The 26,414-nt window shown below is 62.5% G+C and carries 24 protein-coding genes; 5 read left to right on the top strand and 19 right to left on the bottom strand.

Annotation, left to right across the window (positions count from 1 at the left end; genetic code table 11):
• Positions 1-369, bottom strand: coding sequence for a succinate dehydrogenase, hydrophobic membrane anchor protein (gene sdhD / locus DQ397_RS02040; RefSeq protein ID WP_043211427.1), 369 nt, complete (start codon positions 367-369; stop codon positions 1-3).
• A complete protein-coding gene (sdhC, locus tag DQ397_RS02035) occupies positions 363-749 on the bottom strand; it encodes a succinate dehydrogenase, cytochrome b556 subunit (protein WP_023628897.1) in 387 nt (128 codons plus the stop codon). Before sdhC ends, sdhD begins: the two co-directional genes overlap by 7 nt.
• Positions 750-1,100: 351 nt before the next feature.
• Between sdhC and gltA the strand changes: the two genes are divergently transcribed.
• A complete protein-coding gene (gene gltA, locus DQ397_RS02030) occupies positions 1,101-2,390 on the top strand; it encodes a citrate synthase (RefSeq protein ID WP_043211428.1) in 1,290 nt (429 codons plus the stop codon).
• A gap of 107 nt (positions 2,391-2,497) precedes the next feature.
• Here gltA and DQ397_RS02025 read toward each other — a convergent pair whose 3' ends face one another.
• The 9 genes from DQ397_RS02025 to DQ397_RS01985 form a co-directional block, all read right to left on the bottom strand.
• Complete coding sequence (locus tag DQ397_RS02025; protein ID WP_043211429.1) at positions 2,498-3,103, bottom strand: START domain-containing protein; 606 nt, start codon at positions 3,101-3,103, stop codon at positions 2,498-2,500.
• Between the two features lie 33 nt (positions 3,104-3,136).
• Positions 3,137-3,391: a YkgJ family cysteine cluster protein gene (locus tag DQ397_RS02020; protein WP_043211431.1), complete on the bottom strand. Its 255-nt coding sequence runs from the start codon at positions 3,389-3,391 to the stop codon at positions 3,137-3,139.
• 119 nt (positions 3,392-3,510) lie between these two features.
• The gene (locus tag DQ397_RS02015; protein ID WP_043211452.1) at positions 3,511-4,011 is read right to left on the bottom strand and encodes a hypothetical protein; all 501 of its coding nucleotides are present in this window, start codon (positions 4,009-4,011) and stop codon (positions 3,511-3,513) included.
• 64 nt (positions 4,012-4,075) lie between these two features.
• The gene (locus tag DQ397_RS02010) at positions 4,076-5,518 is read right to left on the bottom strand and encodes a PLP-dependent aminotransferase family protein (protein ID WP_043211432.1); all 1,443 of its coding nucleotides are present in this window, start codon (positions 5,516-5,518) and stop codon (positions 4,076-4,078) included.
• A gap of 196 nt (positions 5,519-5,714) precedes the next feature.
• Positions 5,715-6,524 (bottom strand): OmpA family protein, encoded by an 810-nt coding sequence (locus DQ397_RS02005; protein WP_043211433.1) that lies wholly within the window; start codon positions 6,522-6,524, stop codon positions 5,715-5,717.
• Positions 6,521-6,874: a DUF4398 domain-containing protein gene (locus DQ397_RS02000; RefSeq protein ID WP_043211434.1), complete on the bottom strand. Its 354-nt coding sequence runs from the start codon at positions 6,872-6,874 to the stop codon at positions 6,521-6,523. The genes DQ397_RS02005 and DQ397_RS02000 overlap by 4 nt, the downstream gene beginning before the upstream one ends.
• A gap of 7 nt (positions 6,875-6,881) precedes the next feature.
• The gene (locus DQ397_RS01995; RefSeq protein ID WP_043211436.1) at positions 6,882-7,703 is read right to left on the bottom strand and encodes an ABC transporter substrate-binding protein; all 822 of its coding nucleotides are present in this window, start codon (positions 7,701-7,703) and stop codon (positions 6,882-6,884) included.
• A gap of 78 nt (positions 7,704-7,781) precedes the next feature.
• Complete coding sequence (locus DQ397_RS01990; protein WP_043211437.1) at positions 7,782-8,711, bottom strand: electron transfer flavoprotein subunit alpha/FixB family protein; 930 nt, start codon at positions 8,709-8,711, stop codon at positions 7,782-7,784.
• Entirely contained in the window at positions 8,712-9,461 is a 750-nt protein-coding gene (locus DQ397_RS01985; RefSeq protein WP_043211439.1) for an electron transfer flavoprotein subunit beta/FixA family protein, read from the bottom strand.
• Positions 9,462-10,008: 547 nt separating this feature from the next.
• Here DQ397_RS01985 and DQ397_RS01980 point away from each other — a divergent pair.
• Entirely contained in the window at positions 10,009-11,673 is a 1,665-nt protein-coding gene (locus DQ397_RS01980) for an electron transfer flavoprotein-ubiquinone oxidoreductase (RefSeq protein ID WP_043211441.1), read from the top strand.
• Positions 11,674-11,741: 68 nt separating this feature from the next.
• Here DQ397_RS01980 and DQ397_RS01975 read toward each other — a convergent pair whose 3' ends face one another.
• The 4 genes from DQ397_RS01975 to DQ397_RS01960 all read right to left on the bottom strand — a co-directional run bounded on the left by DQ397_RS01975 (position 11,742) and on the right by DQ397_RS01960 (position 16,105).
• Complete coding sequence (locus DQ397_RS01975; RefSeq protein ID WP_043211442.1) at positions 11,742-13,406, bottom strand: hypothetical protein; 1,665 nt, start codon at positions 13,404-13,406, stop codon at positions 11,742-11,744.
• Between the two features lie 144 nt (positions 13,407-13,550).
• Complete coding sequence (locus DQ397_RS01970) at positions 13,551-14,867, bottom strand: MFS transporter (protein ID WP_052352466.1); 1,317 nt, start codon at positions 14,865-14,867, stop codon at positions 13,551-13,553.
• A gap of 66 nt (positions 14,868-14,933) precedes the next feature.
• The gene (locus DQ397_RS01965) at positions 14,934-15,416 is read right to left on the bottom strand and encodes a response regulator (protein ID WP_043211443.1); all 483 of its coding nucleotides are present in this window, start codon (positions 15,414-15,416) and stop codon (positions 14,934-14,936) included.
• A 212-nt stretch (positions 15,417-15,628) separates the two neighbouring features.
• A complete protein-coding gene (locus tag DQ397_RS01960) occupies positions 15,629-16,105 on the bottom strand; it encodes a sigma-70 family RNA polymerase sigma factor (RefSeq protein ID WP_070574319.1) in 477 nt (158 codons plus the stop codon).
• Positions 16,106-16,320: 215 nt separating this feature from the next.
• Between DQ397_RS01960 and DQ397_RS01955 the strand changes: the two genes are divergently transcribed.
• From DQ397_RS01955 to DQ397_RS01945, 3 genes are read left to right on the top strand one after another with little or no spacing between them, the layout of a single operon-like run.
• Positions 16,321-17,499: an efflux RND transporter periplasmic adaptor subunit gene (locus DQ397_RS01955; protein ID WP_043211445.1), complete on the top strand. Its 1,179-nt coding sequence runs from the start codon at positions 16,321-16,323 to the stop codon at positions 17,497-17,499.
• Positions 17,500-19,464 (top strand): MacB family efflux pump subunit, encoded by a 1,965-nt coding sequence (locus tag DQ397_RS01950; protein ID WP_043211446.1) that lies wholly within the window; start codon positions 17,500-17,502, stop codon positions 19,462-19,464.
• 3 nt (positions 19,465-19,467) lie between these two features.
• The gene (locus DQ397_RS01945) at positions 19,468-20,874 is read left to right on the top strand and encodes an efflux transporter outer membrane subunit (RefSeq protein ID WP_148921456.1); all 1,407 of its coding nucleotides are present in this window, start codon (positions 19,468-19,470) and stop codon (positions 20,872-20,874) included.
• Between the two features lie 37 nt (positions 20,875-20,911).
• Here the strand turns inward: DQ397_RS01945 and DQ397_RS01940 are convergent, their stop codons facing one another.
• From DQ397_RS01940 to DQ397_RS01925, 4 genes are all read right to left on the bottom strand, one after another.
• Positions 20,912-22,534, bottom strand: coding sequence for a twin-arginine translocation signal domain-containing protein (locus DQ397_RS01940; protein ID WP_148921455.1), 1,623 nt, complete (start codon positions 22,532-22,534; stop codon positions 20,912-20,914).
• Positions 22,535-22,647: 113 nt separating this feature from the next.
• On the bottom strand, positions 22,648-24,048 hold the full coding sequence (locus DQ397_RS01935; protein ID WP_043212332.1) for an aspartate aminotransferase family protein: 1,401 nt from the start codon (positions 24,046-24,048) through the stop codon (positions 22,648-22,650).
• A 233-nt stretch (positions 24,049-24,281) separates the two neighbouring features.
• Positions 24,282-25,595 (bottom strand): ATP-binding protein, encoded by a 1,314-nt coding sequence (locus DQ397_RS01930; RefSeq protein WP_043212330.1) that lies wholly within the window; start codon positions 25,593-25,595, stop codon positions 24,282-24,284.
• A complete protein-coding gene (locus DQ397_RS01925) occupies positions 25,592-26,275 on the bottom strand; it encodes a response regulator transcription factor (protein ID WP_043212326.1) in 684 nt (227 codons plus the stop codon). The genes DQ397_RS01930 and DQ397_RS01925 overlap by 4 nt, the downstream gene beginning before the upstream one ends.
• Positions 26,276-26,414: the final 139 nt, after the last annotated feature.

Raw genomic sequence — 26,414 nt, 5'->3', positions numbered from 1 at the left:
TCAGATACCCCAGAGAATCTGCACACCCCAGACGAAGTACGCGAACATCGCAACGCCGCACACAGCCTGGAACAGGAAACGAATCGCAGTCGCCGACTTGCCGAAGGACATCGGCGTCAGGTAGTCGGTGGCAATGGTCCACATGCCGACCCAGGCGTGAGCGCCCAGGGCAACGAGTGCCAGCAGACTGAAGATACGCATCGCGTTGTTGGAGAACAGACCGTGCCACTGGGCATAGTCGAGACCCGGGTGAACGGCGACGTAGCCGATCAGGAAAATGAAGTAAGCCGCGAGAACGACCGCAGATACGCGCTGCGCCATCCAGTCATAGAGGCCCGAACGCGACAGGTTCGTGACATTAGTTACCATACCCAAACTCCCGCCAGAACGATCAGCACCACGGAGATGACGATCACGATTTTCGAGCCCAGCTTGCCGCCCTCGAGCGTCTCACCGACACCCATGTCCATGATCAGGTGACGTACACCTGCAACGAGGTGGTACAGCAGGCCGGACAGCAGGCCCCAAGTCACCAGCTTGGCCAGCGGACTGGTCAGACACGCCTTCACCTCGGCAAAGCCCTCCTCGGAACCCAGCGACTTGCCCAATGCGTAAAGCATGATGGCCAGGCCAAGGAACAGGATGACGCCGGAGATACGGTGAAGAATGGACGTGTACGCGGTGATCGGGAGTTTGATGGTCCTTAGGTCTAGGTTTACAGGTCGTTGGCTTTTCACGGCTTTTTTCACACTGAAGAGCCCCTAGCTAACAGGGCAAAGTTGTTGGTAAGTGTACTGGTCAGGTACCCACCACCCAGGGAGCGACGACCCCCAGCGGAACGGGCTTGCAAGCCCCTGGCGGTCGGTTGCGGAGTATAGACAGTTAGGCTGCTTATGACAACGTGAGGGGCTAGCCCAAATAGCGCATTGCCTTTAGCGAACAAAAGGCGTAAATGGGCGAGAATTTCGTGAAAAATCAGGGCTCAGAGGGTGTTTCAACCAGCCTTTAGGCAAATTGACATTCGAATTTATCCCTCTATAGTGGTGCGGGCCCTGCGTGGGGGGTCTGTCTGATGATTTCAAGCATTAATAGGAGGCCACATGGCTGACAAAAAAGCGCAGTTGGTCATCGAGGGCGCTGCCCCCGTCGAGCTGCCCATTTTAACCGGCACCGTTGGTCCCGATGTTATCGACGTCCGCGGGTTGGGGGCTACTGGTCACTTCACCTTCGACCCCGGTTTCATGGCGACTGCGTCCTGCGAGTCGAAGATCACCTACATCGATGGCGACAAGGGTGTCCTGCTGCACCGCGGCTACCCGATCGAACAGCTCGCCGAAAAATCGGACTACCTGGAAACCTGCTACCTGCTGCTCAACGGCGAACTGCCGAACGCCGAGCAGAAGGCCCAGTTCGTCAGCACCGTGAAGAACCACACCATGGTTCACGAGCAGCTGAAATCCTTCTTCAACGGCTTCCGCCGCGACGCTCACCCGATGGCGGTGATGTGCGGCGTGGTCGGCGCCCTGTCGGCGTTCTATCACGACTCCCTGGACATCAACAACCCGCAGCATCGCGAGATCTCTGCGGTGCGCCTGGTCGCAAAAATGCCGACCCTGGCCGCGATGGTCTACAAGTACTCCATGGGCCAGCCGATGATGTATCCGCGCAACGACCTGTCGTACGCGGAAAACTTCCTGCACATGATGTTCAACACGCCGTGCGAGATCAAACCGATCAGCCCGGTGCTGGCCAAGGCAATGGACCGGATCTTCATCCTCCACGCCGACCACGAGCAGAACGCCTCTACCTCCACCGTGCGCCTGGCGGGCTCCTCGGGCGCCAACCCGTTCGCCTGTATAGCCGCCGGCATCGCTGCACTGTGGGGTCCGGCCCACGGCGGCGCCAACGAAGCCGTACTGACCATGCTCGATGAAATTGGCGATGTCTCCAACATCGACAAGTACATCGCCAAGGCCAAGGACAAGAACGATCCGTTCAAGCTCATGGGCTTCGGTCACCGCGTTTACAAGAACCGCGACCCACGCGCCACCGTGATGAAGAAGACCTGCGACGAGGTGCTGAGCGAACTGGGCATCAAGAACGATCCGCAGCTCGAACTGGCGATGCGCCTGGAAGAGATCGCACTGACCGATCCGTACTTCATCGAGCGCTCGCTGTACCCGAACGTCGACTTCTACTCCGGCATCATCCTGAAGGCGATCGGCATTCCGACCAGCATGTTCACCGTGATCTTCGCCCTGGCACGCACCGTCGGCTGGATCTCGCACTGGAAGGAAATGCTCTCCAGCCCGTACAAGATCGGCCGTCCGCGCCAGCTGTACACTGGCCACGAGCAGCGTGACATCGTTGACTTGAAAGACCGCAAGTAAGCTCTTCGAGCCGAACGTAAAAAAGGCTGCCCTTGGGCAGCCTTTTTTATAGCGCAGCAACCGAAAGACCGCTGCTCACCGCTTCGCGGGCATGCCCGCCCTCAGACTCAGGGCTTTTCAGCCTTGTCGCGCAACCCTTTGAGGGTATTGAATGGGGCGTCGACCACGAACTTGTTGGCCAGCCAGGACGGCACACTGCCTCCAGGCTCGGTGTGCACTTGGTAAGTAACCTCGGTGCTGTCACCCTTGGGCACCAGCTTCCAGAAGCCTTGGACCTGTGCCACACGCACATAGCCCTTTTCCTCCGGCAGGTATTTGGGGTCCTCCTCGAGCTTTCGGACCAGGCTGCCGTCAGCCTCCTCGGTGGTGGTCACGTGAAGGATCGAATCACGCGGCGTCACCGGCCAGGGCGTATTGAAACGAGTATAGGTCCAGCTCTGCGCGCCATCCTGCTTGAGCAGCTTTTGCGACTCGCACTCATGAATCCACTTGCAGGCACCTACGGTGTCCTCCTGCAAAGCCTTGACCTTGGCCAGCGGCGCCTTGATCAAGGTCACGCCGCGATAGGCTTTGTACTTCGAACCCGGCACTTCACTGAGGGACACCTTGATGCCGTCCTCATCCTTGGCCACCTGCCAGTTCTCGGCCCAGGCAGCCGGCGACAGCAGAACACCGACGCCACACAGCAGTGCAATACGCTTGATCGATCTCATCGTTTTGTTCCTTGTTGTCGAAGATCCAACCTGTTACGCCGCCGTCATTTGCTCCAACCAGCCGAGAATCCTGATCGCCTCGTCGCGATCATTGCCGCACACCTCCACGTCCGCCTTGAACCCACCACACACCGCCGGCCGCTCAGGCTTGCCGAACAACTCACAGAGGTTGTCAGTGGTCAGGTGCAGGCACCGCTCGCCAGCTGGCTTGCCCTGGGGCATGCGCGGCATCGGCGAGCTGATGGATGGGGCGATGCAGCATGCGCCGCAGCCCTCTCGGCATTTCATGAAACAGGACTCCCACGAGCAAAACGGGACGAACGTCCCTGGATAGTAACCGCTCAAACATATGTTTGAAATTACGGATCGGATGAAATCTGCCGTGACCCGGCAGTCAGTTGGAACACCTACTGACGAAACTCGAAATCGATAGCAGCGCCCTCCACATCATGACGACTGTCGTTGCGCAGCTGTAACTGCATTTCGTTGTTGATCAGACGCCCATTGAGTTGGAAGGGACTGTCATCGCTGACCGGCTTTTGCGGAAACATGGACGGCAGCAAAGGCTTGCGCCGCATCACCGGATCACCCACCTCTGGCTTGAGTTCTTCCACCATCGCGGCAGGCAAACTCAGGTCTAGCTTTGGCTTGGGCAATGGCTTGGCGACCGCCTTGGTCAAAGGTTTTTTGCGCACTACCTTGCCGGATGGCTTGGCCTTGCCCCTGCCCGGCGTCTTGCTCGCGACTTGGCCGGCCTTGTTCGCCGCCTGCTTGCGTACCGGCTTGGCCGCCGCCTTGGTTTGCGTCGCAGACGCTTTGGCCGCCGGCTGCGTGGCGTGTGCCATAGCAGCGGACAGGCACAACGGCGCCAGGCAAAGGAGTAGGACAAAAGAGCGAAGCGCTTTCATGGACATCAGGAGCGTGCTGGAAAAGTGTGCGTATGCTCTCTGTTCCGACCGCCCCTGGCAAGATTTACAACAGTGATCCTGTCGACGATTTGCATAACTGATGAGCCAGCAGACCCAGCGTGATCACTGCACGCTCGGCCTCCTTGTTCCATGGAATACCGCAGTTGAGCCGAATGCAATGGTTGAACTGCTCGGTGTTGCTGAAGATAAGCCCCGGCGCGATGCTGATGCCTTGCTCCAATGCCCGCACATGCAGATCTTGGGTGTTGACCCTCCCAGGCAGGCTCACCCACAGAATGAATCCTCCCGTAGGCCGGGTCATCTGCGTACCTTCAGGAAAATGCTGCTGCACGGCCAACTGATAGGCGCTGAGGTTCTTGCGGTACTCCTGGCGGATGTACCGCAGGTGGCGGTCATATCCACCGTTTTCTAGATAGGCGGCCACACCCATCTGGGTGACGCTGCACGCCGAATGGGTGGTGAAGGTCTGCAGGCGCTGGATCTCGTCCTGGTAACGACCGGCGATCATCCAACCTACCCGCACTCCAGGCGAAAGGGTCTTGGAAAAGCTTGAGCAGTAGATGACCCGATCCAGACGATCGAATGCCTTGAGCGCCTTGGTCCGGCCTTGCTCGAACATCAGTTCGCCATAGATGTCGTCCTCGACGATCTGGATATCGAAGTCCGAGGCCAGACGCAACAGCTGCTTTTGCCGATCCTCAGGGATCGTGCCCCCCAAGGGATTGCTCAGACGCGGGGTCAAGACCAGGGCCTTGATTGACCATTGGTTGGCAGCCAACTGCAAGGCCTCAAGACTGATGCCGGTCGACGGGTCACTCGGAATCTCGATGACCTTGAGCCCCAACAAGTCGGCCAATTGCAGCAATCCATAATAGGTGGGCGACTCCGCAGCGATCAGGTCGCCTGGGCGAGTCAGTACCCGCAACGACATTTGCAGGGCATCGACGCAACCATGGGTCACCACCACCTCACGCGGATCGACCAGCACCCCGGCGTCACGCATACGAATGGCTATCTGCCGGCGCAGTGGCTCGAAGCCAGGACTGAACATGTAACTGAAGGCGCGCGGGCTGTGAAAGCGCGTCACTTTGGCCAATTGCTGATGCAGAGCCCGCACCGGCAAATAGTCAACGTGCGGGACTGCCGCACCAAAGGGGAAAACTCCGTCTCGTCGCGCCTCGGTCAGCACCTGCTGGATGATGCTCGCACGAGTGACCAGGCCCGGCCGCTCGACCCGGGCGATATCCGGGGTCTGTGCGGTGAGTGCCGGGGTCTGGTGCACGTAGTAGCCGGACTGCGGCCGCGCGCGGATCAGGCCTTGATCCTCCAGATTGGCATAGGCCTGCAGCACCGTAGCATGACTGACGTTGAGCTGGGCGCTCATCTTGCGCACGGAGGGCACACGCTCACCAGGCTGGTAGACACCTCGGCGGATGTCATCGGCCAGTTGCTGGGCAATGCGCTGGTACAACAGCAGGTTGGTCATGGCGGCTCTCGAAACGCGGACGGGTTCGTTGTTCTTGTGCGACTCAAAGCCGAGTCAGAATACCGTAACAGTTACGAAGTGTACTGGGACAGATTGGAGAATAGTCAACAATACAGTGAGGTAACAATCACAGAATCAACAAACCCGCCCGTTACCGACGAACGAGATAGCCAAAAACCTACAAGAACGCCCGGCTTCAACGCGCTGGCGCGAGCTTGCCCTTGTCGTCGGAAAAGACGATTTCGACCCGACGGTTCTGCGCCCTGCCCCGCTCGGACGCATTGGCGTCGATCGGATACTGGTCGCCATAGCCTTCGACCTGTATGCGTTTTTCGTCTACACCCAGGTCGATCAACATATCAGCCACGGCCTGGGCACGATCCCGCGATAGCGCGAGGTTATCCTCGGGCAGTCCGGTACTGTCGGTATACCCTTCGACCCGCACCACACGACGAGGATTGAGCTGCAGGAACTGGACGAGCTTGAGCACCGTGCGGCTGGCGGAGGTCTTGAGCTCGGCGCGACCAGTGTCGAACAGCACATCGCCCAACGTCATCACCAAGCCACGATCGCTTTGCTCGGAGGCCATGGCCGCGATCTGCGCTTCGACCCACTTACCCTGCTGTTGGACGCTGGCCAATTTGGCTTCGCGCAGACCCAGCTGCAAGCGCTGGCGCTCCAGGTCGAGCTTGGCCAGACGCTCTTGATTGAGCGCCAACTTGGCATGCTCGGCCGCGATCTCGCTGTAGCGCTTGCTCAAATAGGCGTAGTGACGCACGTCGGACCCGGTTCCGATGTAGCTCGAGAGACGCTCGGCACGCGCCAGGGATTCACCAGCACGAATCACATCGCGCGGCGCGCTGCGCAGCACATCGGCATCATCCTTGACCTTTTGGAAGGCGACCGCCGCTTCATCGAGCGCCGACTCGCTGCGCTGGCTCGCGCAACCCTGCAACCCGACCAGCGCCATCAGCGCCAGTGCAGCCATTGATTGGCGACGCATCATGGCTGGACCTCCAGTTGCTTGCGAAGGCGCTTGACCCGCGCCTGCACGACCTGAAGCTGCTCTTCGCTCTTCTGGGTCAACACCCGAGCCTCGGCCAGGCGCGCATCCAGCTCGGCCTGCTCGGCGCGCATGCGCGCGTCACGGTAATCCTCGGTGGCCATGTTGGTCTTGGCTCTCGCCAGTTTGTCTTCGGCCAGTTTCAATTCCGCCACCTGCTCGGTGGCACCGACGGCCTTGGCCTGCTCCAGGGCCTGCTCGGACAGACGCATCTGCTCGTTGGGCGCAGGATCGTTGGCACAGCCAGCCAGGCCGAGCATGGCCAAGGCAAGGATCAGTGGTTGGGTTCTCATTGCATTCCTACTGTTTAGGGGCATCCAGAGGCGCCTGCATCTGCGCCTTCCAGCGCTCGACATTGCGCTGCAGCACAGCCTGGGACACCCCGGAGATCGGCAATTCTGTCAGTTTTTTTGCCAGTTGTCCGCGCAGCCAGGCGTCATTGCAGGCCGAGTTGTGCGACACAGCGAGGTACAGGCCTGGGCGGTCCACCGGCAAGCCTCGGGCGATCAAGTCATTGCCCATCCCCAGACTCTGGACCATGCCCATGCCCGAATAGCGCCCGGCCAGCACATAATCGACCTGGCCCAGTACCAGTTTCTGGAAGGCCTGAGTCAGGTTCTGCGCAGGGGCCAGCTTGAGCTGGGCCTTGGCGAAGGCTTCGAAAGCCGGAGTCAGGCGAGCCCGCTCGGAAATACTGCCTTGGTACTGGGCAAGGTCCGCCGGCCCGTCGAAGACCAACGTGGCGTCATGACGAGTCCAGACAAGGTACTCGTTGAGCTGCAACGGCGGATGGATGTAGTCCAGGGCGGTCAACTGTTCGACCTGCATGGGCGTATCGATCAACAGGTCCATACGCCCGCTGCGCACTTCCTCCAGCGCCTGGTCGCGCTTGCCGGCGTGCAGCACTTCGACCGACACCCCAAGCTCGGCGGCGACCTGACGCAGCAGGTCGACATTGGCACCGATCAGATGCCGAGGATCTTTCGGATCCTGCCAGGAATACGGCGGAGCATCCGGGCTGCCAGTCGCCACCAGGCGTTCGCACTTGCCTGCTGCCATTGTCCATGGCGCCGACAACGCCGCCATGCAGGCCAGCACCCTGCCCGCTTTGCGAAACTCCATGCCCTACTCCTTGCAGCCAGAAAAAAGCCCGGCCCTCGTTTCGGAGGGCCGGGCTTCTTTATAAGTGAAGCCGCCGGATCAGACCAGCTTTTCCAGCTCTGGAACCGCCTCGAACAGGTCGGCGACCAGGCCGTAGTCGGCGACCTGGAAGATCGGTGCTTCTTCGTCCTTGTTGATCGCAACGATCACCTTGGAGTCCTTCATGCCCGCCAGGTGCTGGATCGCGCCCGAGATACCGACGGCGATGTACAGCTGCGGCGCAACGATCTTGCCGGTCTGGCCGACCTGCATGTCGTTGGGCACGAAGCCTGCGTCGACCGCGGCACGCGAGGCACCGACAGCAGCGCCGAGCTTGTCGGCCAGGGCGTACAGATGCTTGAAGTTGTCACCGTTGCCCATGCCGCGACCGCCGGAAACGACGATCTTGGCAGCGGTCAGCTCAGGACGGTCGGACTTGGCCAGCTCTTCACCAACGAAAGCAGACTTGCCAGCGTCGTGCACGGCACCAACGGCCTCGACAGCAGCCGAACCACCCTCGGCGGCCACGGCGTCGAAGCCGGTGGTACGCACGGTGATGACCTTGACCGCAGCGCTGGACTGCACGGTAGCAATGGCGTTACCGGCATAGATCGGGCGCTTGAAGGTGTCGGCAGACTCGACCGAGATGATCTCGGAGATCTGGTCGACGTCCAGCAGCGCGGCGACGCGTGGCAGGATGTTCTTGCCATTAGTGGTGGCCGGAGCCAGCACGTGGCTGTAGCCCTTGCCTAACTCGGCGATCAGCGGCGCTACGTTTTCCGGCAGCGCGTGAGCGTAGGCGGCATTGTCAGCGACCAGTACCTTGGCAACGCCAGCGATCTTGGCGGCAGCTTCAGCGACACCACCGACGTTCTGGCCTGCAACCAGCACATGGATATCCCCACCGATCTTGGCGGCAGCGGCAACAGTGTTCAGGGTAGCCGGGGCAACGGCACCGTTTTCGTGTTCAGCGACAACCAGGATAGTCATTTAGATTACCTTCGCCTCGTTCTTCAGTTTCTCGACCAGTTCAGCCACCGACTTGACCTTGATACCCGCGCTGCGAGCAGCCGGGGCTTCGACTTTCAGGGTCTTGGTGGTGGAAGCGGTGGAGACGCCCAGCGCGTCTGGAGTGACAGTCTCCAGCGGCTTCTTCTTGGCTTTCATGATGTTCGGCAGCGACGCATAGCGTGGCTCGTTCAGACGCAGGTCGGTGGTGACGATCGCCGGCAGGTTCAGCGCGACGGTCTGCAGGCCGCCATCGATTTCACGGGTGACGTTGAGCTTGTCGCCAGCCACTTCGACCTTGGAGGCGAAGGTGCCTTGGGCGTAGCCGGTCAGCGCAGCCAGCATCTGGCCGGTCTGGTTGTTGTCACTGTCGATGGCTTGCTTGCCAAGAATGACCAACTGTGGCTGCTCTTTATCGACAATGGCCTTGAGCGCCTTGGCCACGGCCAGGGAGTTGAGCTCTTCGGCGGTCTCGACCAGGATGGCGCGATCGGCACCCAGCGCCAGGGCGGTACGCAGCTGCTCCTGAGCAGCGGTCGGACCGACGGCAACGGCGACGATCTCGGTCGCAACGCCCTTTTCCTTCAGGCGTACGGCTTCTTCCACGGCGATTTCGCAGAAGGGGTTCATGGACATCTTGACGTTTGCAAGGTCGACGCCGGAGTTGTCCGCCTTGACGCGAACCTTGACGTTGTAGTCGACCACTCGTTTGACAGCTACAAGAACCTTCATGGATTCCTCGTTACTCTCCGGTGAAAAGAATGTCGCCTGGGGCATGCCCGGCGATTGCGCGTGGGTACAAGGGCACCTCTAAAAACGTTCCTGGCTGCGGGGAATTTCCTGTGACCGAACAGTCCTGTTTCGACTTCGCCGGCAAAACCGACGGGTCATTTTCTGTCGTGGCGTGTAGACTCCACTACAAAACCGGATTCGGCCCGAAAACCCTGCTCCATGCCTGGTCTTTAGGGGTACACCTGCGCCCGGCGGTCAGCCTACGGCGAGCGTAAAACCGCTCGTATCTTGACCGTAACACCTAATCCGGTCAATACGGCAAATCGGCCAGCCTCCAGCCGCGTTCCAGTGATTTTACTGGGCTCCGGCAAATTCAAACAAACGTTTGTATTGGACCCGCCAAGTGGTGTAGATATAATGCGCGGCCAAGACAAAGCGGTGTAGTCCGTCATCCACGAAGCTACAGCTTACACAGTCGTGCATGGCCCTCCATCACCCAAAAAGACAAGACAAGCAACAGCGATGAGCCTTGAGTAGGAGAGAACCAGTGGAACGCGAATACATGGAATTCGACGTGGTCATCGTCGGCGCAGGCCCGGCGGGCCTGTCCGCCGCCTGCCGCCTGAAGCAGAAGGCCGCCGAAGCCGGTAACGAGATCAGCGTCTGCGTGGTCGAGAAAGGCTCGGAAGTCGGTGCCCACATCCTCTCCGGCGCGGTGTTCGAGCCACGTGCTCTGAACGAACTGTTCCCCGACTGGAAAGAACTCGGTGCTCCGCTGAACACCGAAGTCAAGCGCGACGACATCTATGTACTCAAGGATGCGAGCAGCTCGACCAAGGTCCCTGACCTGTTCGTGCCAAAGACCATGCATAACCAGGGTAACTACATTATCTCCCTGGGCAATCTGTGCCGCTGGCTGGCCCAACAAGCCGAGAACCTGGGCGTGGAAATTTACCCAGGCTTCGCCGCCCAGGAAGCGCTGTTCGATGAGAACGGCGTGGTCCGCGGGATCATCACGGGCGACCTGGGGGTCGACCGCGAAGGCAACCCTAAAGACGGCCTGTACACGCCAGGCATGGAACTGCGCGCCAAGTACACGTTGTTCGCCGAAGGCTGCCGTGGTCATATCGGCAAACAGTTGATCAAGCGCTTCAACCTCGACAGCGAGTCCGACGTCCAGCACTACGGCATTGGCCTCAAGGAAATCTGGGAAATCGATCCGGCCAAGCACGAGCAAGGCCTGGTGGTGCACACCGCCGGCTGGCCGCTGGACGTAGTGAGCGCCGAGAACACCGGCGGCTCCTTCCTTTATCATCTGGAGAACAATCAGGTGGTGGTCGGCCTGATCGTCGACCTCTCCTATGCCAACCCCTACCTGTCGCCATTCGATGAGTTCCAGCGCCTGAAGCACCACCCGGTGATGAGCCAGTACCTCGAAGGCGGCAAGCGCATCAGCTACGGTGCCCGCGCCATCTGCAAGGGCGGCCTGAACTCGCTGCCGAAGATGGTCTTCAACGGCGGCGCACTGATCGGTTGCGACCTGGGCACCCTGAACTTCTCCAAGATCAAAGGCAGCCACACCGCCATGAAGTCCGGCATGCTCGCCGCCGACGCCGTGGCCGAAGCTCTGTTCGCCGGTCGCGAAGGTGGCGACACCCTCGACAACTATGTCAGCGCCTTCAAAGCCAGCTGGCTGTATGAGGAGCTGTTCGCCAGCCGCAACTTCGGCCCTGCGCTGCACAAGTTCGGCCCCTTGCTCGGTGGTGCGTTCAACTACATCGACCAGAACTGGTTCGGCGGCAAGCTGCCGTTCACCCTGCACGACACCAAGCCAGACTACGCCTGCCTCAAGCTGGCGGCCGATTCGCAGAAGATCGACTACCCCAAACCCGACGGCAAGCTCAGCTTCGACAAGCTGAGTTCGGTGTTCCTCTCCAGCACCAACCATGAAGAGGAACAGCCCTGCCACCTGAAACTGGCCGATGCCAGCGTACCGATCGCCAGCAACCTGCCGCTGTATGACGAACCTGCCCAGCGCTACTGCCCGGCCGGCGTGTACGAAGTGGTTACCCAGGAAGACGGCAGCAAGCGCTTCCAGATCAACGCGCAGAACTGTGTGCATTGCAAGACCTGCGACATCAAGGACCCGGCCCAGAACATCACCTGGGTCACTCCAGAAGGCGCAGGCGGGCCGAATTACCCGAACATGTAACATCGCCCCGCATGAAAAAAGCCCCCAAGGCCAGGCCTTGGGGGCTTTTTCGTTTGGGTTGCAGGCCATCACATCGCCGGGGTTTGCGTCCTGTATCGGATCTGCGTACTGCTCGTATCCAGCCCAAGTTGGGCCAGCCGTTCGCGCACATGTGCCAGACATGTGCCGCCATCGGGCAGGTAATGCCCGGACGCGTCGTTGATCATCCCCAAAAGATCCTGCACAGCCATGTGGGTCGCAACACGAGTGATGGTGAGCTCTCCGGCGCACACCACTGGATTGCCGGAGCCGAGTTGGCTATGACGGATATAGCTGCTGCGGGACGCGGTCTTGTCCCAACGCCGGATGATGATGCTTCCCTGTGGGGTGTAGACCCACGTGTAAGAATCGATTGCGGTATTGGGCTCAAGATAGACCGGTTTCTTGTCTTTGAGATCGTAGGCCAGAAGCCTGCCCTGATACTCGCCAATCAACTGGCACACCCCCGTGAGCGTTTCCGGTTCATACGAACGCCAATTCAGCCAATCGGACAGCAGTGGCCCCCAATTGACCGGATAGGTGTACCCGGCAAAGTCCAACGGCGTCTGACCGCCCTCCTCACGCCAGTCCAGCCAATTGATCGTACCCGTCCAGTTTGCGCCTGACGTTGGCAACAGCCATGGACTGTCGGACCCGAGCACACGGTTGCTCATGTGGTCATTGACCACCAGATCCAGCGCGTTCATACGCCATGCTGGACCGTAGCCGTCGCCGCTTACCTGATACAGCTCCACGCTGACGAGTTCGTCGGCAAAGATGGCGCGCCCTTGGAACATACTGGCCAGATCCACCTCGGCAGCCAGCGCCGAGCCTCGTTCGAAATTCCTGGCCAGAAGCTGCTGATGACGGCTGCCATTGATCGAGAAGTAGACGCTGTCCGAAGTCCCGGCGCTGTAGTCGTCGCAGACCTGCACATGCAGGACCAGCTTCTCGACCTGCATGCCCGACGCCTTGTTACGCGGTCGTTTCACCTGCCAACGCACAGATGGCAACCCCGGGTCCTGAGGCTGAAGCCAGACCTCGCCATGCGCCGGGTCTGCGCACAGCGCCTGCGCCTGAGGGCCAAACGCAAGCACCCCTTCGGGAGAAAGATGCCATTTTTCAAGCCCTTGGGCGGGCGGCAGACAACGTACTCCCAGGCCAAGGACTTGACCGGTGGCGACGCTGCTCAGTTTTCCGTCCTTGAACATCCATTGCATGGCCAGGGTCTCCGGCCCCGAATCAATGCGCACGCCCTTTTCATCGGCCATCAGCAAAGCATGGTCATGGCCCAGGCAAAAAGGGATACCCACTGGCAATCCCTCGATTTCGGACTCGCGGCCGTCCTTGCCATCCAGCGAATCAAGTTCCAGGTGCGAGATTTCCACCTCATGGCCATTGGCATCGATCAGACGCAGTGCAACGCCACTGGCCGCCTCCTGGATATCAGCGATATGCCGGAACCCTTGCAGAGGTCGGCCCCCCGTGAGCCGCTGGCCATCCCCATAGACCACCAGCCAGGCCTGCTCATGGTGTACCCGGTCATCAAAGACGCAGGCTTTGCTGTTTCCCCAGCGTATGACGGGCGTACTCATCACAGGGGCATGACCTGGATCAGCCTCTGGCGTGTCGCGCGCCACACCGGAGAACAACATGTCCTGGGGGATTTCCGGCAGTTGCTCGCGCGTCTGCCACTTCACGTTAAAGCCATACATCGGCAGCCTCCAAATCCGGTAGATGCGGGTGCTTGAATCAAGCACCGAGCAATCTACGCAGAGGCTCCACCACCGACAGTCAGTGCCGTTCCCCTTACCTTGCGTGAACCCAAGCTCGCGCACCGTAGGACACGCACTGCACCTTCAGAGGGGCGAGGTAGCCGAGCACGACGTCGCGCACGCTACTCCACGGCCGCGGAAGTAGGCCGCCGTCATGAAACCGACAAGCCCCATGATCAGGCAGAACCCGACGCACACCCAGGGGCTCCATGGCATCAACGCAATCAACGCCAGCGGCGTGGTGCTGGCCCATAAGGCGTAGGCGATGTTGTAGGTGAAGGAAATACCCGACACTCGGATCTGCGCCGGGAACAACCCGACCATCACTGATGGCACCACCCCTACCACACCGCAGGACAACCCTGCCAAGGCATAGGCCAGCCACGTCCAGCCAAACTGCCCCACCAGACTTGCGTACAACGCTCCGATGCCCACAGGCAACAGCAGGCTGTAGATCATCAAGGCGCGCCAGGCACCGATGCGGTCGACCAGCAAGCCGGCCAGCACGCAACCCATGTTTAGAAAAACAATTCCCACGCTGCTCAGGGCGAAGGTGTGGCCCGCTGCGATGCCGAAGCGCTGCTGCATCACGGTAGGGGTGATCACCACCAGCACCACCACTGCCGACGTCAGCACGCAAGTCAGCAAGGCCGCCGGAATCAGTGCATGACGATGCGTGCCCAGCACGCTACGCAGCGGGAAGGCCACTGGCTGTTCCTGGCGTTCGCGCAGGGCCAGGAACACCGGCGTTTCACTCAACCAGCGGCGCAACCAGACGCCGACGACACCAAACACACCGCCCAACAGGAAGGGATAACGCCAGGCGTAGTCGAGAATCTCCTGCGGACTGTAAAGCTTCGCCAACAAGGTCGCGGTCAAGGCGCCCAGCAGGTAGCCGAAGGTCAGTCCGGCCTGCAGAAAGCCCAGGGCATAGCCGCGCCGGCCCACAGGGGCATGTTCGGCAACGAAGGTCCAGGCGCTCGGCACCTCGCCACCCACCGCAGCGCCTTGGAGGATACGCAACGCCAGCAGGATCAGCGGCGCGGCATAGCCGATATCGGCATAGGTCGGCATCAGGCCGATCAGCAGGCACGGCAGGGCCATCATCAGGATGCTCAGGCTGAACACCCGCTTGCGCCCCAGGTGGTCGGCGAAGTGCGCCATCAGGATGCCGCCCAGGGGCCTGGCCAGGTACCCGGTGACGAAAATTCCGAAACTCTGCAGCAGCCGCAACCACTCAGGCATTTCAGGCGGGAAAAACAGCTGGCTGAGGGTCAGGGCGAAGAACACGAAGATAATGAAATCGTAGATTTCCAACGCGCCGCCCAACGCCGCCAGGCCCAGGGTCCGGTGATCGCCGCGGCTGAACCGGGGTGCACGGGCGGTATCGATGACAGTCATGGCATGGTTCCGCAAATCGGCAAAGGGCAAGAGGATAGCAAATGCCACACCCTTGCCCCACCTGACTCAGCTCGAGCGGCTGAACACTGTGTGGCCGAAGTTTCGGTGCCGGATCGGATTGCCCTTGCCCGCCAGGCTCGCCGGCAGCGGCAACTGCCCTACCACCAAAGGCAGGTCGATGATCGCCATGAACGATTGCAGCGCCTCGTCATCCGGTACGCGCGGCAGGCTGATGTTCACCGCCTGGCGCTGGGCCTGAGGCACTGCGGGCACCTTCAGGTGCTGAGAATGGTAGAGCAAGGCATGCTGGATCTGGGTGCTGACCCGGCAAAAGCGCGCCAGGTCGACGCCGGCGTGGCTGGCCAGCTCGATGTTGCCGATCAATAGATTGAATGGCTGCAGCGCGCTCTGCACCAAACGCTGGAGGTCTTCGAAACTTTCCACCGGGGCGATGCGGTAGTAGCCCAGGCCATTGAGCATTTTTTCCAGCTGCAAACGTTGGCACGGATGCTCGTCGGCAATGAGGATGCGCATGGTCTTGTTTGCCATTGTCTGCACCTGGGCAACGAGGCGTTGAGGGAATATGCCCTGCCCCTACTGCGCCAGTACAGGCAACCACCACGACGGGGGCCCGGCCGGGGTCTTTCCTTGATAGTTGTCGGGAAAGCAGGAGAAATCAAGTCGCCAGCATGGGGAATTTTCATTTCCCATCAAGGGTGTAACGCGGCTGATACGGGTGTTTCAGGGATGTGTCGGCAACGTCAGGATTCCCACTCGCGCATGCGTACGCGGCAGTGTTTCATGGCATTGACAATATGCTTTTCCACCAGGCTGCGAGAAATCCCCAGGCGCTCGGCGATCTGCGGGTGAGACAGCCCTTCGAGTTTGCGCAGCAGGAAGCTGTCCCGGCAGGGTTTGCTCAGCTCATCAAGGGCGCGCTGCATCAATTCCAGGCGCTGGTCCATCTGCATGCTGTGGGACAACCCAGGCCCGTGCCAGCGCTCGTCGGTGTCCAGCACTTCCAGCGGCTCGGCCTGGCGCACCTGATGACGTCGGTGGCGATCGACCACCAGGTTCAGCGCAGTGCGGTACAAAAAAGCGCGCGGGTGTTCGATGCGCTGAGCGTCGGTGCGCTCCAGCACTCTCAGGTAGGCATCGTGGGCGACGTCCTCCGCCGCCTGACGGTTGCCCAGGCGCGCGGAAAGGAAACTCACCAGCTCACGATAGTAATGTTCCACGACGGTACCTGGCATTTCCTTGCTCGACACTTGCAATCGGAACACGGGACGAAGTGATATCAGCGCGACATATTACAAATTATAATTATTCTCAGCAACAACCCCCCCCACTTCTCGAATCGACTAAATCTCCCCGTTGTGGCTTCGTCTACCTGAGACCGCCCTGCGTGCCACGATTGGCCGCGTGTGACTTTCACCCCTGGCCGGAAGCCCGCATGAGACGCTTAATCCACACCCGCCGTCGGATCCTGCTCGGTGGCCTGGGCCTGCTTGGCCTGGGCGCCATCCTGGCTTGGAAGACCCTGCCTTTCGGCACCCTGCCGGTAAGCACCGTCCAGATCGTGCGAGGCGATATCGAAAGCAGCGTCACGGCCTTGGGCACCTTGCAGCCCAGGCGTTATGTCGATGTGGGCGCCCAGGCCTCCGGGCAGATCCGCACGTTGCACGTGGAGGTGGGCGATGTGGTGCGCCAGGGTCAGTTGCTGGTCGAGATCGACCCGTCCACCCAGCAAGCCAAGCTCGATGCCGGTCGCTACTCCATCGAAAACCTCAAGGCCCAACTGGCCGAGCAACGCGCCCAGTACCAGCTGGCGACGCAACAGTACCAACGCCAACGTGATCTAGCCGCCGCAGGCGCCACCCGCGAGGAAGACCTGCAAACAGCCCAAGCCCAACTCAAAGTGACCCAGGCGCGCATCGACATGTACCAGGCGCAGATCCGCCAGGCTCAAGCCAGCCTGCGCAGCGACGAGGCCGAGTTGGGTTACACGCGCATCTATGCCCCCATGAGCGGCACCGTGGTCGCTGTGGATGCCCGGGAGGGCCAGACCCTCAACGCCCAGCAACAGACGCCGTTGATCCTGCGTATCGCCAAACTCTCGCCGATGACCGTCTGGGCCCAGGTATCGGAGGCCGACATCGGCAAGGTCCAGCCCGGCATGAGCGCCTACTTCACCACCCTGGCCGGCGGCAAGCGCCGCTGGAGCAGCCGCGTGCGGCAGATCCTGCCGATCCCGCCCAAGCCGTTGGACCAGGCCAGCCAGGGCGGCGGCAGCCCGGCCAGCGCCAGCGCCGGCACCACCGGCAACAAGGTGGTGCAGTACACCGTGCTGCTGGATGTCGACAACCCCGATGGCGCCCTGATGGCCGAAATGACTACCCAGGTGTTCTTCGTTGCCGGCCAGGCCAAGCAGGTGCTCACAGCCCCCCTGGCCGCTCTGGAGGACGCCGATGACGACGGCCTGTACTTGGCCCAAGTGCTCAATCGCGAGGGCAAGATCGAGCAGCGCCAAGTACGAACGGGCCTGAGCGATCGTCTGCGCGTGCAGATCCTCGAAGGCCTGAGTGAAGGCGAACAACTGGTTATCGGCGCCCCGGCCGCCAGCGGAGGTTGAATGCCTGTCCCTCTGATCGAACTCACCGACATCCGCAAGGCCTATGGCGGCATCGACACACCGAAAGTCGAGGTGTTGCGCGGCATCAGCCTGACCATCCACCCCGGCGAGTTCGTCGCCATCGTCGGTGCCTCGGGCTCAGGCAAGTCGACGCTGATGAACATTCTCGGCTGCCTTGATCGCCCCAGCGCCGGCAGTTATCGCTTCGCCGGCAAGGACGTCGCCGACCTGGACAGCGATGAGCTGGCGTGGCTGCGTCGCGAGGCCTTTGGCTTCGTGTTCCAGGGCTATCACCTGATCCCCTCGGGCTCCGCCCAGGAAAACGTCGAGATGCCGGCCATCTATGCCGGAACGCCCGCCGCCGAACGCCACGCCAGAGCTCGTGCGCTGCTCGAACGCCTGGGGCTGGCCAGCCGCACCACCAACCGCCCGCACCAACTCTCCGGCGGCCAGCAACAGCGGGTATCGATCGCCCGGGCACTGATGAACGGCGGACACATCATCCTCGCCGACGAGCCCACCGGCGCGCTGGACAGTCACAGCGGCGCCGAAGTCATGGCCCTGCTGGATGAGCTCGCCCACCAAGGCCACGTGATCATTTTGATCACCCACGACCGCGAAGTGGCGGCACGAGCTCATCGGGTCATCGAGATCCGTGATGGCCTGATGATCAGCGACTCAGCCGACGAGCAACCTGCAACCGCTACGTACCCAGGCCTGCAAGCCGACGAGCTGCGCCAGCGTCTGGACCGCGGCGCCACCCTGCGCGGCGCCTGGAAAGGCGAGCTGCTCGAAGCCCTGCAGGCGGCCTGGCGGGTCATGTGGATCAACCGCTTCCGCACTGCCTTGACCTTGCTCGGCATCGTCATCGGCGTCGCCTCGGTGGTGGTGATGCTGGCCGTCGGCGAAGGCAGCAAGCGCCAGGTCATGGCACAAATGGCCGCGTTCGGCTCGAACATCCTCTACCTGTCCGGCAAAGCGGCGACACTGCGCGAACCTGCAGGCCTCATCACCCTCGATGATGTCGACGCGATCGCCGAACTGCCACAGGTCAAACGCGTCATGCCGGTCATCGGCGAAGAGCTGATGGTGCGCTACGGCAACAACAGCCAGCAGTTCTATGTCGGTGGCAACAACACCTGGTTCCCGGAAGTCTTCAACTGGCCAGTGGTCGAAGGGGCCTTTTTCAGTGAGGCTGACGAGGCCAGTGGTGCTGCCGTGGCGGTGATCGGGCAGAAAGTGAAGGAGAAGATGCTCGGCAACCGGCGCGACCCGCTGGGCCAGTATCTGTTGATCGGCAACGTGCCGTTCCAGGTCGTGGGCATTCTGGCCGGCAAGGGTGCAAGCTCGGGGGACCAGGACAGCGACGAGCGCATCGTGGTGCCCTACTCCGCCGCCGCCATCCGCTTGTTCGGGCGCTATGAGCCCGAGTACATCGCCATTGCCGCTCTCGACTCATCCCAGGTCCACGCCACCGAGGCGGCCATCGACCACCTGCTGCGCCAGCGCCACCAAGGCAAGCGCGATTTCGAACTGACCAACGATGCAGCCTTGATCCAAGCCGAAGCCCGCACCCAGAACAGCCTGTCGCTGATGCTCGGCGCGATTGCCGCCATCTCCTTGCTGGTTGGCGGCATCGGCGTGATGAACATCATGCTCATGACCGTGCGCGAGCGCACCCGTGAGATCGGCATCCGCATGGCCACTGGGGCCCGTCAGCGCGACATCCTGCGTCAATTCCTCAGCGAAGCGGTGATGCTGTCGATGGTCGGCGGGGTCACCGGCATCGTACTGGCCCTGTGCATCGGCGCAGGCCTGATGCTGGCCGACATCGCCGTGGCCTTCGCTCTACCCGCCATGCTCGGTGCATTCGCCTGCGCCGTCGTCACCGGCGTGGTGTTCGGCTTCATGCCAGCCCGCAAGGCCGCTCGCCTCGATCCGGTCAAAGCCCTCACCAGCGTATAACTCATGACATTGCCCAGCCGCATCAGCCTGTTGACCCTGAGCCTCGCCCTTGCCGCGTGCAGCACAACGCCCAGTCCAGAGGCCGATATCACCGCGCCGGCGACCTGGCAGGCGCAGCGCGAAGACGCCACCCGCCCCCTGCCCGATGCCATCTGGTGGAAGGCGTTCGCCAGCCCCCAGCTGGACCAATTGATCGAGCGAGCCCTGCGCAACAGCCATGACCTCGCCGCCGCCACCGCACGGGTGCGCCAGGCCCAGGCCCGCGCAGTGATCGCCGGCGCACCTTTGTTGCCAGAGCTGCAGTTCGGCCTGGATGCCAGCCGCCAGCGCCTGTTGCGCGGCGACGGCAACGACCAACTCGATGCCAGCAGCAGCGAGCGTACCAGCACCTCCTTCGGCACCCGCCTGAGCGCCAGCTACGAGATCGATTTCTGGGGAGGCCTGCGCGCTGCACGCGACAGCGCCTTGCATGGCCTGGACGCCAGTCGCTTCGACCGCCAGACGGTCGAGCTGACGCTGACCTGCGCGGTGGCCGACAGTTACCTGCAAGGCTTGGCACTGGAGGAACAACTGCGTATTGCCCGTCTGAACCTGGACAATGCGCGTGACGTGCTGGCGCTCGTACAAGCGCGGGAACGCTCAGGTTCGGCCACACGCCTGGAGTTGGCCCAGCAGCGCAGCCTGGTGGCCGCCCAGGAACGCCAGGTGCCGCTGCTTGAGCAGCGATGGCAAGACAGCCGCGTCACCTTGGCCACTCTGCTGGGCGAGCCGGTCCAGCACCTGCCCGCCAACCGTGGCACGATCGGCGCCTTGCAATGGCCGCGCATCGGCAGCGGCGTCCCCAGCGATCTGCTCGGCCGCCGCCCCGATATCGCCGCTGCCGAGGCACGCCTGGCGGCAGCCAGCGCCAACGTTCAGGTCGCCCGGGCCGCGCTGTTGCCCAAGCTGACTCTGGGCGCCGACCTGGGCAGCGGCGCGCGCACCTTCGCCCAGATCCTGGACAGCCCCTATTACACCCTCACCAGCGGGCTGATCGCGCCGGTCTTCAACAACGGCCGCCTGCGTGCCGCCCGCGACCTGGCCACTGCCGAGCAGCAAGAACTGCTGGAAAACTACCGGACGAGCATTCTGGCGAGCTTTGCCGACGTGGAGAAGGCGCTCAATGCCATCCAGGGTGTGGACCACCAGCGCCAGTGGCAGGACGAGGAAGTGCGCCAGGCGCGCATCGCCTTCGATCTTGCCCAGCAACGCTATGCTGCCGGCGCAGAGACCCTGCTCAGCGTGCTGCAGACCCAGCGCACCCTATATGACGCGCAGGACCAGCAGGCGCAATTGCGCCTGGCCCGGCTACAGGGCAGCGTGGCGTTGTACAAGGCGTTGGGGGGTGGCTGGCAGGTGCCTTCGCGCTGAAGGGCATCGGGGCCGCAATACGGCCCCTGGACATCGATCAGGACACGATGTTCTTCAGCGAAAGATGCCGCGCATACCAGGGCCGGCGAGGCACCCGCCGCACCAGATCGCCGATCGCATCATCCTCGCCAAAGGTGATGCGCAGCGCCAGTTTCATGATCTCGACATCCATCTCCACCGACTTGCCGGGACGCGTGCCAGGAACCGTGCTGCAACCATGGGTGTCCGGCCCCAGCCAGGGGTCATCGACCTCTACCCAGCGCCCTGGCGCGAACCAGTCCACACCGTTGACCTGCATACGCCGCACCTGGCCTGGGTGGTAGCGCTCCTGGGCGCGGTACCAGTCCTCGATCCGGTCGTCGATCCAACCATGGAAGCCCCAGAACACAGGGTTCACATGGGAAGAGAACGGGTCACCGAGAAAGTCGTTCTCCGGCCCGAACCAACGCAGGGCGAAGTCAGCCGGATCGCGGGCGAAAGGCACCGGCGCACCATTGAGCGGATCACGCGGCACCGAAGCCCAGCACATGTGCAGCCAGTCGTGCAGGGTCATCTCCATCTCCGATCCCAGCGCGCCCAGGCTCAGCTTCGCGAGGTACCGAGGGTCCTGGTATTGCGACTCCCAGACCTGGAAGTTACTGCAAAACGTCTCGCTGGCCTTGATCGCCGACACCCACTGCCCATAGGGCTCATCATCCGGCGCCTGCCAGCTCGGTGGCACACAGCAACCATCGTGATTCTCGTGATAGCGGGCAAAGCCTGCCCGGTCGAGCTCGACATTTGGCGCAGGCAATGGGAAGTGCGTCCAGGATGGTAAGTCCTGCAGCTGACGAGCGGTCTGCAGCATATGCCTGTGCATGAACAGAAAATCGATTCCCGAGCCATTGCGGTGCTTGCGCGGGCCGCGGGCATCGCGCTCACGCTCCCGTGGGCCTGGCTGCCAGCCCAGGCCACGCAGGGCGCCGCGCTGCTGTTCGGACAGGTCGTGCCATTTGTCCCGGGTGGCATGCCAAAGCTGGTGGAACAACCGATGCTCGGCACTGAGCACCCAGGCGTGCATCTGTGGCGTATAGCCGATGCGCTCGCGGGCTTCGGGGAAGCGCCGCTTGACCGCGACGAAGCGGCTGTCGGCCACCGGCAGCATGAGCGGTCGGTCCAACCGCTGCAGACGTCCGCTCAGGGTACCGGTGCCAGCATTGGCGAAATCGCCCCAGACCTCGTCGAGACTGGCAATGCATTCGTAGCTGCCCCCTCCCTGCTGGTTCAGCAAGCGCCAACGCACCTGCGCAGACGATGCCTCGACCAGATCGCCCAACACTCGATAGCGGGCCACCCCGTCACTACGCAAGCGCTCACCGGTATCGACAAAGCCGCGCAAGCCGCGCCCCTTGGTGGCAACGTCGAGAAACAGCTCGACACCGACCACGGGCAACCCTTCAAGGCCCGCTTCTGTGCCTTCGAAGCGCAGGTCCCAGATGCCACGCAGGTGATCGGCCAGTACTTGTCCTGCGTAGTCGGCCAACTCGACGCTGGCCTCCCCTGGCGTGACGATGTCGTCCTCAGGATCGTGGGTCAGCGCCTTGTGTGCGTGATAGGCAGCCGTACCGGTTGCCCCCGCCACTGCCAGGCCTGCGATGAATCCTCGTCGGGAAATGCCCATTGCGCCTCTATCCGTTCCAGCCACACTGCGGGTTCTGTCCAAGCTAGGACGTAACCTGGATCGGGAAATTTACTGCTGGCAGAAGCCCCCGAGCCTTGGCAGGTTCCGTTCGTTCAACCGGCGGACACCGCTGCCTGCACGGCCTGAGCAAAGCGGTCGGCCACGTCGTCGATTTGTTCGGCACTGATGATCAGCGGTGGCAGGAAGCGCACCACCGCACCGTGGCGCCCGCCGAGCTCCAGGATCAAGCCGCGCCTGAGGCATTCGCGCTGAATTTTCGGTGCCAGGGTGCCGTTGGCCGGAGCCCGGCCCAGCGCATCGACGGCGCCATCCGGGTTCACCAGTTCGACCCCAAGCATCAGCCCACGCCCCCGAACATCTCCAAGCTGCGGATAATCCTGCTGCACACGCAGCAAGTGGCCGCGCAAGCGTTGGCCCATGGCCTCGGCGTGCCCGGCCAGGCGATGCTCGACCAAGTAGCCCATCACCGCGGAACCTGCCGCCATGGCCATTTGGTTACCGCGGAAGGTACCGGCATGGGCTCCAGGCTTCCAGGTGTCCAGCCAGTCGCGATAGACCACCACCGCCAGGGGCAGGCTGCCGCCGATGGCCTTGGACAGGGTGACCACGTCCGGCACGATGCCGGCGTGCTCGAAGGCGAACATGCGCCCGGTGCGGGCAAAGCCACTTTGAATCTCGTCGACGATCAACGCGACGCCGGCCTGCTCGGTGATACGGCGCAGGCCACGCAACCACTGGATATCCGCAGGGATCACTCCGCCTTCGCCCTGCACCACTTCGACGATCACCGCCGCCGGCAACGCGACACCGGCTTCCGGATCGCACAGCAGGTTCTCCAGGTAATGCAGGTTGGCACGCACGCCCGCCTCGCCACCCAGGCCGAAGGGGCATCGATAGTCATAGGGATACGGCAGGAACTGCACGCCATTGGCCAGCAGCGCACCCAGCGGCTGTTTCGGCCCCAGGCTGCCCATCAGGCTCAACGCCCCCTGGGACATGCCATGGTAAGCCCCCTGAAAGGCCAGCACCGTGCTGCGCCCCGTGGCGGTGCGTACCAGTTTCAGCGCCGCCTCTACCGCATCGGTGCCGGTCGGTCCACAGAACTGGACCTTTGCCTCCCGGCGCAAGGCTTCGGGCAGGATGCCGAACAGGTCCTGGACGAAGCGGTCCTTGACCGGCGTGGTCAAGTCCAGGGTGTGCAGGGGCAGCTCTTCGGCCAGCACGCGCTGGATAGCCTCGATCACCACCGGGTGGTTGTGGCCCAGGGCCAGGGTGCCGGCACCTGCCAGACAATCGATGAACTGACGGCCTTCGACGTCCTCGACATGGATGCCACGGGCACGCTTGAGTGCCAAGGGAATACGCCGCGGGTAACTGCGGGCGTTGGACTCCTGTTGCTGCTGGCGCAACAGCAGGGGGGAATCCTCGAACTCGTACAGCGTCTGTGGCGCGCTGCTCGGCAGGACCTGGGCAAGGCTGGAAGCGATCGACATCGGAAAAATCCTCGCGAACAAGCGAATGAGCCCCGCCACGCCCCGGTAAGCGGATGGGTGTCGGGTGGTTATCGCTTGGAAAACGCTTCAGCGAGGCAAGGATTTAGCTGTCAGGCAGGTTTTTCCGCAGGCGCACTCTTCGTGGGTAAACCCGCTCCCGCAGGGCCCAGGTGGGCCGAATGGGAACGGGTTTAACCGTCATGAGGTTTGCGCCACATCGAGGATCAAGCCTCCTAGCGCGCCGGCACCTGCAGCCACACCCGCAGCCCATCGTTGTGGCTTTCGAAGCGCAGGCTGCCGGCGCAGCGCTGCACGATGGCCTGGACAATCGCCAGCCCCAACCCGCAGCCACCGCTCTGGTCATGACGCCAGAAGCGTTCGGTCAGGTGCTCGATGTCCTCTTCGGCGATCCCCGGCCCGTGGTCCCGAACCATGAAACCCACCTGCCCGTCGGCCATCTGCACCTCCAGTTCCACCGCGTTGTCGCCGCCGTGGCGCAGCGCGTTGTCCAGCAGGTTGCGCAACGCCGCCACTGCCAGCGGCGCGGGCATGCCCAGGTAGATCCGGCTGGCCTCCTCCGGCAGGCGTACCACGATGCGGCGGTTGTCGCCGCCGCCGGCGTCTTGCACCGCCTGGCGTGCCACCTGCTCGGCGCTGCACTGCACGCCGTCGTCGAACGACAGGCTGCCCTCAACCCGGGCCAGCATCAGCAGTTGTTCGAGAGTCCGGTGCATGCGGTCAGTGCCTTGCTCGGCATGCTCAAGGGCCTGCTCGCGGACCGCGCCGTCAGTCATGCGCGCGACCTGCAGGTGGGTCTTGATCGCCGTCAGCGGGCTACGCAGCTCATGGGCGGCATCGTCGGTCAGGCGCCGTTCGCGCTCGATGGTCTGGGCGATGCGCAAGAACAGTTGATTCTGGGTCTCGAGCAATGGCTGCAGCTCACTGGGCATGCCCGCCACCTGCAGCGGCTCGACGCTGTCGGCGCGGCGTCTGCGCAGCGCATCACGCATGCGGTTGAGCGGCTCCAGCCCTTTGCCGACGCCGATCCACAACAACCCTAGGCTGCCAAGCAGGGCCATCAATACCGGCGCTGAGGCTGCCAGCAAGATCGAGCGATTGAGCGCCTCGCGTTCCTGGTGACGGTCGGCGGTGGTGATGCGCACATCGCCATGGTTGTAGGTGAAGGTGCGCCACAGCGCACCGTCGATGGTCTGGTCACGGAAGCCACTGCGCTGATCGTCCATGGCACCGTCGTGCTTGTGGTTGCTGGCCAGGATCTCGCCGCGCAGGGAGCTGACCTGGCAGGCCATGCCATCCGGCACGCTGAGCTGGTCGGCGGAGAAATGCGCATCCTCGCCCTTGGCCGCCAGCGGCTGCGGCAGTTGTTCGATCAGCCCGGCGACCATACGCGCCGATGCGACCAGCCGTTGGTCGAGGGAAAACATCATCTGTTGGCGCAGGTCGCGCAGCATCCAGGCGGCGGCCAATGCCCAGATGATCACGAAGGCGCTGCCAAGGATCAGCGTCAGGCGCGCGCGCAGGCTCATGGTGCTGGCTCCTGCGGAGCCTGCGCCGGGCCTAGGCGATAACCCAGGCCGCGCACGGTCTCGACGATGCTGTTGCCGAGCTTGCGGCGCAGGTGATGGATATGGACGTTCAAGGCATTGCTTTCGACCTCGTCGCTGAAGCCATAGACGCAGTCCTTGAGCTGCTCGCTGGAGAGCACCCGTCCGGGATTTTGCAGCAAGGCCTGCAGCAGCGCCTGCTCGCGGCGGGACAGGTCCACCACCCGGCCGGCCAGGGTGGCCTCGCAACTGCTGGGGTCGTAACGTAGGGGGCCATGCTCGATGACATTCACCGCACGACCCGCTACGCGCCGCAACAGAGTGTGCAGACGGGCCGCCAGTTCGCGCAGGTCGAAGGGTTTGAGCAGGTAGTCGTCGGCCCCGGCCTGCAGGCCATCGACCCGGTCGGTGACCGCATCGCGGGCGGTGAGCACCAGCACGGGCAGGGTCACGCCTTGTTGGCGCAGGCGGCGCAGCAGTTTGAGGCCATCTTCGTCGGGCAGGCCCAGATCGAGGATCATCACATCGAACTGCGCAGCCTGAAGCAAGGCCTGCGCGGCCGAAGCGGTGGCCACCCTGTCCACGGTCAAGCCTTGGGCGGCGAGGCCGGCGCAGATGCCGCTGGCGATCAGGTCGTCGTCCTCGCAAAGCAGTACGTGCATGAGGGGTCTCCGATGGGGAAGCTTGTATTGCACGCTTGGCGGATTAAGAACCGATTATGAATGATTAACGAGACGGCTGTACCCGCCCATTGCCAGTCGAACCTCGGGCGGCACTTGCAGGATGGCAGCAAAACGACAC

This window comes from Pseudomonas sp. CK-NBRI-02 (assembly GCF_008124495.1).
Lineage (GTDB): Bacteria > Pseudomonadota > Gammaproteobacteria > Pseudomonadales > Pseudomonadaceae > Aquipseudomonas > Aquipseudomonas guariconensis.
The sequence above is the reverse complement of the archived record's forward strand: the minus strand, read 5'-3'. Positions and strand labels throughout refer to the sequence as shown.